At 36.7% G+C, this 11374-nt stretch carries 13 protein-coding genes; 9 read left to right on the top strand and 4 right to left on the bottom strand.

All coding sequences use genetic code 11. The features are described 5' to 3' along the window. Nucleotides 1-614, bottom strand: a 614-nt coding sequence (gene trhO, locus ACPYKA_RS13880; protein WP_479542834.1) for an oxygen-dependent tRNA uridine(34) hydroxylase TrhO, incomplete at its 3' end; no start/stop codon positions are given. A 205-nt stretch (nt 615-819) separates the two neighbouring features. Here trhO and kynU point away from each other — a divergent pair. From kynU to kynB, 4 genes are read left to right on the top strand one after another with little or no spacing between them, the layout of a single operon-like run. After that, on the top strand, nt 820-2103 hold the full coding sequence (gene kynU, locus ACPYKA_RS13875) for a kynureninase (RefSeq protein ID WP_479542833.1): 1284 nt from the start codon (nt 820-822) through the stop codon (nt 2101-2103). Nucleotides 2104-2123: 20 nt separating this feature from the next. After that, complete coding sequence (gene kynA, locus ACPYKA_RS13870; protein WP_479542832.1) at nt 2124-2978, top strand: tryptophan 2,3-dioxygenase; 855 nt, start codon at nt 2124-2126, stop codon at nt 2976-2978. Nucleotides 2979-3001: 23 nt separating this feature from the next. After that, nucleotides 3002-4351: a sodium-dependent transporter gene (locus ACPYKA_RS13865; protein WP_479542831.1), complete on the top strand. Its 1350-nt coding sequence runs from the start codon at nt 3002-3004 to the stop codon at nt 4349-4351. A gap of 1 nt (nt 4352) precedes the next feature. Beyond that, nucleotides 4353-4982, top strand: coding sequence for an arylformamidase (kynB, locus tag ACPYKA_RS13860; protein WP_479542830.1), 630 nt, complete (start codon nt 4353-4355; stop codon nt 4980-4982). Between the two features lie 429 nt (nt 4983-5411). Here the strand turns inward: kynB and ACPYKA_RS13855 are convergent, their stop codons facing one another. Continuing rightward, nucleotides 5412-5777 carry a DUF4363 family protein gene (locus ACPYKA_RS13855; RefSeq protein WP_479542829.1) on the bottom strand — a complete coding sequence of 122 codons (366 nt, stop codon included), beginning with the start codon at nt 5775-5777 and terminating at the stop codon, nt 5412-5414. A 9-nt stretch (nt 5778-5786) separates the two neighbouring features. Beyond that, nucleotides 5787-6503, bottom strand: coding sequence for a DUF421 domain-containing protein (locus ACPYKA_RS13850; protein WP_479542828.1), 717 nt, complete (start codon nt 6501-6503; stop codon nt 5787-5789). A gap of 259 nt (nt 6504-6762) precedes the next feature. Between ACPYKA_RS13850 and ACPYKA_RS13845 the strand changes: the two genes are divergently transcribed. The 3 genes from ACPYKA_RS13845 to ACPYKA_RS13835 all read left to right on the top strand — a co-directional run bounded on the left by ACPYKA_RS13845 (nt 6763) and on the right by ACPYKA_RS13835 (nt 8062). Continuing rightward, entirely contained in the window at nt 6763-6963 is a 201-nt protein-coding gene (locus tag ACPYKA_RS13845; RefSeq protein ID WP_207519268.1) for a cold shock domain-containing protein, read from the top strand. 91 nt (nt 6964-7054) lie between these two features. Further along, nucleotides 7055-7744 (top strand): class I SAM-dependent methyltransferase, encoded by a 690-nt coding sequence (locus tag ACPYKA_RS13840; protein ID WP_479542827.1) that lies wholly within the window; start codon nt 7055-7057, stop codon nt 7742-7744. Nucleotides 7745-7756: 12 nt separating this feature from the next. Beyond that, entirely contained in the window at nt 7757-8062 is a 306-nt protein-coding gene (locus tag ACPYKA_RS13835) for a hypothetical protein (protein ID WP_479542826.1), read from the top strand. A 348-nt stretch (nt 8063-8410) separates the two neighbouring features. On the opposite strand, the gene ACPYKA_RS13830 is transcribed toward ACPYKA_RS13835, so the two are convergent. After that, on the bottom strand, nt 8411-9298 hold the full coding sequence (locus ACPYKA_RS13830) for an NAD(P)-dependent oxidoreductase (RefSeq protein ID WP_479542825.1): 888 nt from the start codon (nt 9296-9298) through the stop codon (nt 8411-8413). A 251-nt stretch (nt 9299-9549) separates the two neighbouring features. On the opposite strand from ACPYKA_RS13830, the gene ACPYKA_RS13825 reads away from it, so the two are divergent. Both ACPYKA_RS13825 and ACPYKA_RS13820 read left to right on the top strand, forming a co-directional pair. Then, nucleotides 9550-10164 (top strand): TraR/DksA C4-type zinc finger protein, encoded by a 615-nt coding sequence (locus ACPYKA_RS13825; RefSeq protein ID WP_479542824.1) that lies wholly within the window; start codon nt 9550-9552, stop codon nt 10162-10164. Nucleotides 10165-10269: 105 nt separating this feature from the next. Further along, on the top strand, nt 10270-11374 hold a 1105-nt coding region (locus tag ACPYKA_RS13820), incomplete at its 3' end, for a GTP-binding protein (RefSeq protein ID WP_479542823.1).

Here is an 11374-nt window from a genome sequence, read left to right as displayed (position 1 = left end):
TCTAATTGAGCGACATCTTCAATCCCTTCTTTCATTAACCAGCCAGTGAATTTTTCACAACGAATACCGCCTGTACAATAGGTTAAAACGCGTTTGCCTTCAAGTAAATGTTTATTTTCCTTCACCCAATCTGGTAATTCTCTAAAGCTGTGAATATCTGGGCGAATTGCGCCACGAAAATGGCCCACATCATATTCATAATCATTTCTAGTATCTAAGATAACGGTGTTTTCATCTTGCATCGCTTCATAAAACTCAGTTGGTTTTAAGTATTCACCCGTTAATTCATTTGGATCAACAGGCTCTTCTAAACGTAACGTTACGAGTTCTTTTCTTGGACGAACATGCATTTTTTTGAACGCATGACCGTCATGTTCATCAATTTTGAAGAATGTATCTTCAAAACGTGGATCTGCATGCATTTTTTCCATATAAGCATTTGTTTGCTCAACAGTTCCAGAAACAGTGCCGTTTATTCCGTTATGAGAAACTAAAATACGACCTTTTAAACCAAGGCTTTTGCAAAACTCTAAATGCTCCGCTGCAAATTGTTCATGATCATCGATAGGAACAAATTTGTAGTAGAGTAATACTTGATATTTTTCTTTTTCCATTACTATTACCACCTGTTTTTTATATTTACAAGATACAAAAATTGGAGGTTTTATTTGCTTTTTATAATCTTGCAATAATCAATTGTATCAAAAATTGCGACTTGACTCCAGTATTTATTTTTACCAAATAAGGAAGGCTATTTACTCTTTTATCCTTGTTATGTATATTGTATATAACAATATTCTCAAATAAGGAGGTTTTAATATGCTTAATGACTTACCTCTTACTAGGAGTACAGCTAAAAAGCTAGATGAACAAGATGAATTGAAAAAGTATCGGCAAGAATTTTACGTTCCAAAAAACAGTATTTATTTTGATGGGAACTCGTTAGGTCTTCTGTCAAAGCGTTCAGAGGAAGCGCTTTTACAAATGCTTGAATCGTGGAAGAAATTTGCGATAGATGGCTGGACGGAAGGGGATGAACCTTGGTTTTATTTATCCGAACGATTGGGGGAAATGACAGCTCCTTTATTGGGTGCTGAAGCAGAAGAAGTAATTGCAACCGGTTCTACAACAATAAACCTTCATCAAATTTTAACGACCTTTTATAAACCAAACTCGCACAGACATAAAATAGTAATAGATGAATTAAATTTTCCAACCGACATTTATGCAGTAAAATCTAATCTGATGGCCCATGGATTGGATCCGAAAGACCATCTAATTCGTGTTAATAGTAGAGATGGAGACTTGCTTAATGAAGAAGATATTATTGCGACATTTTCATATGAAGTAGCGATGGTAGTATTAAGTGGAGTTTTATATAGAAGTGGGCAAGTACTTGATATGGAGTATATAACAAAAGAAGCTCACAAACATGGAATTCTTGTTGCGTTTGATTTATGCCATTCTATTGGTTCGATAGAGCATGAATTAAGTAACTGGGGAGTAGATTTTGCCTTTTGGTGTACATATAAACATTTAAATGGAGGCCCTGGTTCTGTAGGAGGGCTTTATGTAAACAAAAAACATTTCGGTAAATCGCCGGGATTAGCCGGGTGGTTTGGGTCTAAAAAAGAAAAACAATTTGATTTAGATCATCAGATGACACCAGCTGAACATGCAGGGGCATATCAAACAGGAACACCTCATATATTAAGTGCTGCACCTTTACTTGGTTCGTTAGCGATGTTTCAAGAAGTTGGAATGAAGCGAATACGTAAAAAGTCTTTACTGTTAACAGAATTTTTGTATAAACTAATTAACCAAGAACTTAGGGAATATGCTTTTACCAATCGAACTCCAACAGAAGCGGAAAAAAGAGGAGCACATATATTTTTGGAACATGAGGAAGCGGCAAGGATTTGTAAGGCGCTAAAAAAACATCATGTCATTCCAGACTTTAGAGGGCCAAATGGAATACGCCTAGCACCAGTGGCTCTTTATAATACATTTACAGAAGTTTGGGAAGCGGTACAAATTTTAAAAAGTATTATGGAAAACGAGACATATAAACAATTTAAAAATGAGCGAAATGTGATCGCATAATATCTCCAGGAGGGATAAATATGTCGAAGTCAATATCTGATTTATATAAAAATTTACAGAATGAGAAAGGGATTCATACTGACTTCAAAGATGACATGACCTATAGCGACTATTTACATTTGGATACAATTTTAACTAGTCAGGATCGTCTGTCTGGTCACCATGATGAAATGTTATTTATTATTATTCATCAAGTGAGTGAATTGTGGATGAAATTAATTCTTCATGAGTTAACATCGGCAATTGACTCTATTGCCGGGGGAAAACTATCTAATGCATTTAAGATGTTGGCACGTGTGTCACGAATACAAACCCAAATCATTCAAGCTTGGGATGTTTTAGCCACCCTTACCCCAGCTGAATATTTAGAGTTTCGGGATAAACTCGGAAAAGCTTCTGGATTTCAATCGTATCAATACCGATTAATTGAATTTGCGCTTGGATATAAATCAAAACATATCTTAAAAATTTACGAAAATGACCCCGCTATTTATAACGCTCTTATGGAAGCATATAAAGCACCGAGTATTTATGATGTAGCTATAAAGGCGTTGGCGGATGCTGGTTTTCCCATTAAAGAACAGCTAATTAATCGAGATTATTCTATTATTTATAGTGGTGATCCTACGGTTAAAGCGGCGTGGGAAGAAGTGTATAAAAATGTGGAGAAGTACTGGGATTTATATGAGTTGGCTGAAAAATTAGTTGATATAGAAGATTGGCTGCAACAATGGCGTTTTCGGCATATGAAAACAGTAGAACGAATTATCGGATTTAAAATAGGGACAGGAGGGTCATCTGGTGTTAACTATTTAAAAGAAGTTTTAGAACATCGTTTTTTCCCAGAATTATGGGATTTACGAACAACGTTATAAGAGATGAAAATGGAGGGAATGGGATGGAAGAAAAAAGGGAACAATGGACATCCAAATTAGGATTTATCCTTGCTTCGGCTGGAGCGGCAATAGGACTTGGAGCAATTTGGAAGCTTCCTTATGTCACGGGAATGAGTGGAGGGGGAGCATTTTTCCTTATCTTTGTCATCTTTACGCTCGTTATAGGTCTGCCAATGTTGATTTCTGAATTTATTATCGGTAGAGGGACAGCGAGAGAAGCGGTTAGTGCCTATAAAAAGTTGGCTCCAGATAGTATGTGGGTTTGGATAGGGAGATTAGGAGTATTAGGCTGTTTTTTACTTTTAACATTTTATAGTGTTGTCGGTGGCTGGGTACTAATTTACACTGGGATGAGTATCCCGGGAAAAATTATTTCCGAAGGTGCGAATTATGAAGCGTTGTTCGGCTCGGTAGCAGGCAGTCCGGGGATTGCGATGTTCGGGTTATTATTGTTTACCATTATTAATGTTCTTGTCATATCAATGGGAGTCCAAAACGGTATAGAAAAAGCGAATAAATATATGATGCCATTGTTATTTGTATTTTTCATTATATTAGTAATTCGTTCCCTAACATTAGATGGAGCAATGGAAGGTATTCGATTTTTTCTAGCGCCAGATTTTTCAAATATTAATGCTGAATCATTATTATATGCTCTTGGACAGTCGTTCTTTTCCTTAGCAGTTGGATTTTCTTGTATGGTTACGTACAGTTCTTATTTAAAGCGCGATGTTAATTTAACTTCCTCTGCCGGAGCGGTAGTTGGAATGAATATATTTGTCTCTCTATTAGCTGGTTTAGCAATCTTTCCAGTTGTATTTGCTTTAGGATTAGAACCTACAGACGGACCTGGCTTATTATTTATGGTTCTCCCTGCTGCATTTGCCCAGATACCTTTTGGTTCAATTTTTTTAAGTTTGTTTTTATTACTATTCTTATTCGCGATACTGACTTCATCTTTTAGTTTATATGAAATTATCGTTGCAGCGTTTATTGCAAACGGCAAATTTTCACGGACAACAGTGACTTGTGTATTGGGATTGGTATTAATGATCGTTGCGATTCCTTCTGCACTTTCTTCAAGTACATTGGCCGGAGTGGAAATCTTTCATAAAAGTATTTTTGATGCAACGGATTATTTAGTTAGTAATATAATGTTGCCACTTGGAAGTTTATTAATTGCAATTTTTATCATTCATAAAGCGGATAAGGCACTTGTAAAAGAAGAATACCAACTGGGGAGAAAAGGAACAGGTAGTATGTATCCCGTGTGGCGGGCACTAATGACCTGGGTTGTTCCAATAACAATTGTGATTGTTTTCTTAAATACATTAGGTATCGTGAGGGGATAGGATGGAGAAAAAATGGATAGATATTACACAACCGCTTACGAAAGACATTGCAGTTTGGCCGGGAGACACCCCATATCAATTTGAATTAAGTTATACCCAAAAACAAACAGGTTCTGTAAATATTGGTCAATTTACATCGAGCGTTCATACAGGTACTCATGTCGATGCGCCGTTTCATTTTGATAATGATGGAGAACAAATACATCAAATAGACCCGAATATTTATATTGGACCGGCTAAAATTATCGACGTAACAGAGCACAAAATGATAGATAGATCTATTTTAGAAACGTTTGATTTAAGAGGAGTTAAGCGTCTTTTACTTAAAACGGAAAAAGAGCGTGACCCAACTAGTTTTCCGAGAGAGTTTTCTGTATTATCCCCGGATGTAGGGGCGTACTTAAAGGCGTTAGGTATCTTTTTAATTGGCACAGATACTCCGTCTGTTGACCCTGTTGATAGTAAGTCAGTAAGTGCTCACCATGCACTCTATAAAAATGGAGTTTATATTTTAGAAAATTTATTGTTGAATAAGGTAGAGTCAGGATTTTATGAACTAATAGCCTTGCCTTTAAAGTTGGTAGGTGCTGATGGAAGTCCCGTCCGTGCGGTCATTCGGCCGATCGATTGAAAAGCTTATGCAGCGGGTTAGGGTAATTGGGCAGTATATATTTTTCATCCTATTCAATTGACAGGGTAATTTTTAAAATTATTGAAAGTTGTCAAGCAGCTATAACTCTCAAGTTTCAGTAACTATAGTCGTATAAAGAGTGGCTGACTAATAAGTTTCAATTACTTCAAGAAGTAATCCGCTAACCATTGGAGAAAGGCGGTTACTTCTTTTGGTAATTGACTATACATTGAGAAAGTTCTTCATGAACAGACGATATAATGAAGATAAAGGTGATGGTGCAAAAGTTATGAAATGGTCGGACGTTAGAAATATGTATCCGAATCAATTTGTCAAACTAAAAAGTCTATCGTCTTACATTAAAAATAAATTAAGAAATTATGAAGCACCCTCTTCTAATTTTGAAAGAAAATTAAATAGAGGAAGTATTCATTTTCCAAGCTCTTTCCATATATTACGTGCTTCCGCTAATTCAGCCATCGCTCCGCCCTTATCTTTTGCTTCAATAAAACCTCGTGTTCTATCTAATGTTTTATGAAGTTCATTAATTTCATCTCTTTCCGCACTAAATTGAATACGTCTGACTACTTTTTTCCAGGCTTTTTTTGCATCACTAAGGTGTGTAGAAGCTTTTTTCCAATCTTGATTTAACACTTCTTTTTCTGTTTTTTCGATAAAGGAAATGAGATCATCTTCATCAGACATCGGCTTTTTCAAAAGCCCTCCAGTTGTCATCGCTAAAATAAATATTCCTAATAAAATGATTGGAATTATAATTCGTACGCTTTTTTTCATTTCAATCACCTATTCTAGTCTTTTTTCGCTGCCTTTTTCTATGGAATCCCGATATCCGTCAATGAACATCTTATTTGATTCATCTATAAGTGCTAAAAAAACCTCATCAAAAGAGCCGTATCCATGGGCTCGTATTTGATTAAGTAACCATTCTTTATCTCGATTGATATAGTTTAAATTTTGTTCCATTACTTTTCCGTCATATATTAATTCCTTGCTTAATCCTTTATAAGATGTTAACAGTCCAATATCCTTGGGCGTAATTGGCTGAACTTCTGACTTTTTTAAAATAGATAATTCTCCACTTGTTTCAAGTACTGCATACTCAACCTCGCTAATATCAAATACATCTTTGGAACGAAGTAATTTTAATAAATCCGCTGCTCGATATCTCGTCTTTTTTAATGTCTCCTCCATGATTTTACCTTTTAAAATAACGATTTCCGGTTCTCCGTCAATATATTTAGCAAAAGTACGTCCTTTTATATTTCCCCATTGCAATACAAAAACAAGAAATGCCCAGACAAAAAGTCCGACCCAATGAGGCCATGCTCTACTTGTAAGGTCTGTAGTCAAAGTTGCCGCAATGGATCCGATGGTTATACCAGTTATATAATCAAAAAAAAATAATTGACTAATTTGTTGTTTACCTAAAATTCTTGTGAAAATAAGCAATGTAAAAAAGGCTATAATTGCACGAACAAAAACTACAAGAGAATCATTCAATGTTACGCACCTCGTCATAATAAAGATAATTATGCTTAGGTTGTGTCGAAACGGAGAGATTTATGTCGAAAAAGCTCATGTCGAAAAAATAATTTAATAAAATTAGCTATTCCCTTGCATTTTATTGTGAGAAAGGGTAAAGTTAATAGTAGCAAAAGGCAATTGATTAAAATAATACTTTACGATCTCTTTAACAAAGTGGTGTAAAGGTATTGATTCAATTACTTTGCACGATATTTGTATAAGGAGGTCATTCATCATGATGACTGGTAAAGTTAAATGGTTTAATGCAGAAAAAGGCTTCGGATTTATCGAGCGTGAAGACGGAGACGACGTATTCGTTCATTTCTCAGCTATCCAATCTGAAGGTTTCAAAACGCTTGAAGAAGGTCAAGACGTTGAATTCGAAATCGTCGAAGGAAATCGTGGACCACAAGCAGCTAACGTTTCTGCACTATAATTCATAGACGTTAAAGGGCTTATCTCATTAGAGGTAAGTCCTTTTAAAATTTTAAGAGGTAATTTTGTTCGGTTAAGAGGGGGCGGGGAAAGTGATTTGCTCTTTTGATTGGCAAAAAAAAGCACAAAAAGAGTGGGATGATCAAGCTTCATTTTGGAGTGAAAGAAGTAAAAACATGTGGGATTCAGGTAGTCGGAAAGATATCATTCCCTTTATTCAAAAACATATTAAACTCGGGTCTAGAATAATTGATATTGGTTGTGGTGACGGCTATGGTACGAATAAATTAAAAAAGTCTGGATATGAAGCGACGGGCATTGATATTTCTATGAAAATGGTCGATTTAGCAAGACAGCAATTTAACGATACCGGAATCAGATTTCAGCAAGGAGATGTCAATCAACTTCCTTATCCAGATAATTATTTTGATGGCGGCATGGTGATTAATGTATTGGAGTGGACGGATAACCCATCAAAGTCACTAAAAGAAATAAAGCGAATATTAACAAACAATGGGGTTCTATGTGTGGGAATTTTGGGGCCGACAGCAGGACCTAGAGCCCACGGTTATCCTAAAATCTATGGTGAAAATGTAATTCTTAATGCGATGATGCCATGGGAGTTTTTGCAACTCGCAAAAGAAAGTGGCTTTAAGCTTTTGGACAGTTATGGGGTCTATAAAAGAGAGGTAAAAGAGCAGCATGTGAACGGACTTTCTAGACAGTTAAAACAAGCTTTATCTTTTATGTGGGTGTTTATGTTGAGAAAAATTGAACAATAATAGGTGATTCGAATGAAAATGAGCGAAAAGGATAAAAGTATAATCGAACAGTACCAAAACGATGAAAAAATGATGGTTTTAATTTTCGCCCAGTGGTGTGTGAATAATGATTTAGATGCAAAAGTGCTTTATGAAAAGGCCTATCCTAGTCAGCCTGAAAATAAATTGTTACTTGAAGCAATGGAAGAAACAGTTTCTAAAGAAGAGTCTGAAGAAATTTCTGTAGCAGTGCTCCAACAAGTCCTGCAATTGTTTGGTAATGATGACCTAGCATTTGTTGTGCAAGAAGAAATAGATAAGAAAAAAGCCAATAGCTAGAAATAGCTGTACTGTGTGCCACTTAGCATAATTTTCAGCGACTAAGCATCTTTCTGTGCCACTCCGCATAATTTCGAGTGACTCAGCATCTTTCCGAGCGACTCAGCATAATTTCGAGTGACTTAGCATCTTTCTGAGCGACTCAGCATCTTTCTGAGCGACTAAGCATAATTTCAGGTGACTCAGCATCTTTCTGCGCCACTCCGCATAAATTCGAGTGACTCAGCATCTATTCGAGCCACTCAGCATAATCTCAAGCGACTCAGCATCTTAACCGAGTCATTCAGCGGCATAAATACTCACACCGATGAATTTCCATAGCCGTTCGAGTAAAGTATTTTATACTCTTTACTCGAAATATTTTATTAAAGCATGAATGCCACTTTCTTTCCAACCTCTCTTAGCTAGTTCTTCATACATCTCGAGCGCGAGGGAAAGTCCGGGTGTTGAAAGATTCATTTCTTGTGCAGATTCAAGCGCAATCTTCATATCTTTAATATAATGTTTAATTGCAAATCCTGGAGCAAAATCACCTTTGATCATCCGTGGGGCATAATTAGATAAAGACCAGCTACCAGCCGCGCCAGTTGAAATAGATTCGAGAACAGATTCAGGGTTTAGTCCGGCTTTTTCTGCATACATAAGCGCTTCACAAAGACCGATCATAGCAGGAGCAATTGAAATTTGATTGACCATTTTTGTATGTTGACCTGCACCAGCTTCACCTTGTAAAATAATATTTTCACCCATGATGTTAAAGATCGGTAGCATTTTATCAAAAGCATCTTGGTCACCACCGACCATAATGGCAAGTTTTGCATTTTTGGCGCCGACATCTCCTCCAGAAACGGGAGCGTCTAATGCATACACCTCTTTCTCTTTAGCTCTTTCGTATATTTCGATTGCGAGCGAAGGTTTTGATGTTGTCATATCAATGATGTATGTACCTGGTTTTGCATGTTCAATAACTCCGTCTTTGCCAAAGTAAACTTCTTTTACATCAGCTGGTGTGCCGATCATCGTTATTATCACATCAGATGCACTTGTCAATTCAGCAACTGTCGACTCCCAAATAGCACCTTCTTGTACAAGTTCATTCGCTTTTTCTTTAGTTCTTGTATACACATGTAATGGGTGCCCGGCATTCATTAGATGATGTGCCATGCTTTTTCCCATAACTCCTGTACCAATAAAACCAATCGTTTGTTTATTTGCCAAAGTGATCTTCTCCTTCATAAAAAAGTATTCAACGAAATTACCATCTAACCCACATAATAACATACATTTTAAGCGGAAATAAAGAATCATTTTCTACTTATAACACATAGTATAAAGAAGAACGAAGGCGAGTTTAATGCATTTTAAAGGAATGGGATAGATTTATGTTTAAAAAGTAGTGATGATCGGTATATAGGATATAAAGGATCGTAATTCCGCAACAGTAAAGAGATGCTTGTTGTTTATCTATATAATTGGAGGTTATTTTTATGCTGACAAATGAGCAAATAAGTGAATTTAAAGAAATATTGTTAGCCAGACAAAGTGAAATGATCAGCCAAGTACAAGATCGTTTTGGATTAGAAACTTCATTTATGGATGCTGTTGGGGAATTATCAAGTTATGATAACCATCCTGGAGATATGGGAACGGAAATGTATGAAAGGGAAAAAGACATCGCCCTAAACGAACATGCAGAAAGAGAACTTGAAGCAATAAATGAAGCGCTTCATGCGATAGATGAAGGTACGTATGGTATATGCCGTGTTTGCAGCATGGACATCGCATATGACCGTCTAAAAGCTGTTCCGACAGCTGATACATGTCGGGAACACGCAGAAGATAATGATGTGATTTTTAACAGAAGTCGTCCAGTGGAAGAAGAGGTTTTTAGCCCGAATATAAACCCTAATGAAAGAACAGATGAAACGCAGGTAGGCTATGATGCGGAGGATGCCTGGCAAGAAGTAAGTCGATACGGGACTTCAGAAACTGCATCCGATTTTTACGGTGACAGAGATAATTATAATGAAATGTATCCCAATAGTGATGAAGATGTCGGGTATGTTGAGGACGTAGAACGATATTCATCACACCATAAATAACGCAATCATTTATTTTAATAAAAGAAAAATTATTTCGGGGAACAGTCATTCATATGGTATACTAGTACCGCTTTAGAGTTTTTAATTCATGAGGAGCGTACATGTATGAAATTAAGAGAAGATATCCGGAATATTGCTATAATTGCCCATGTTGATCATGGAAAAACAACATTAGTTGATCAATTATTAAAATATTCGGGAACATTTAAGGAACATGAACAAGTGGAGTCGCGGGCGATGGATTCGGGTGATATTGAAAGAGAACGGGGTATCACTATCTTAGCCAAAAATACGGCGATTCACTATAAAGATAAAACGATTAATATCCTAGATACACCTGGTCACGCCGATTTTGGTGGGGAAGTTGAGCGTATTATGAAGATGGTGGACGGGGTTATTTTAGTTGTTGATGCGTATGAAGGGACAATGCCGCAAACTCGCTTCGTTCTTAAAAAAGCATTGGACCAAAACTTAAAACCAATTGTAGTCTTAAACAAAATAGATCGACCGAACGCACGACCAGAAGAAGTAATTGACCAAGTCTTTGATTTATTTGTAGAACTTGGGGCTAATGATGAGCAACTTGACTTTTCCGTGCTGTATGCTTCGGCACTTAATGGTACGTCTAGTTATGAGTCAGAAGAGCAGTCGGAGTCAATGGAACCAATTTTTGAAACGATAGTCGATAAAGTTCCAGCACCAATTGATTCTAGTGAAGAACCTTTACAGTTACAAGTAACGTTACTTGATTATAACGATTATCTTGGGCGGATTGGAATTGGCCGGGTTACACGTGGGAAAATAACAGTCGGCGACCAAGTTGTTGTTATGAAACAAGATGGTTCTAAGAAGACGTTTCGTGTAACGAAATTATTTGGGTTTCTCGGATTAAAACGGATTGAAATCAATGAAGCAAAAGCAGGAGATGTCGTCGCCGTTTCAGGTATGGATAAAATAAATATTGGGGAAACCATTTGTCCAGTAGACCATCCTGAAGCTTTGCCGCCGCTTCATATTGATGAGCCAACATTACAAATGACCTTTCTCGTTAATAATAGTCCGTTTGCGGGAAAAGAAGGAAAATATATTACCTCTGCAAAAATAGAAGAGTGTTTAAAAACACAGTTGGAAACTGACGTTAGTTTACGTGTCGATCCAACTGATTCACCAGATGCCTGGAAAGTTTCGGGACGTGGAGAACTTCATTTAT

The sequence above is a fragment of the Pseudogracilibacillus amylolyticus (SeqCode) genome, assembly GCF_051918545.1.
In the GTDB taxonomy this organism is placed as follows: Bacteria; Bacillota; Bacilli; order Bacillales; family Amphibacillaceae; genus Pseudogracilibacillus.
Note: the sequence above shows the minus strand (reverse complement) of the source record. Positions and strands in the feature narration are given on the sequence as shown.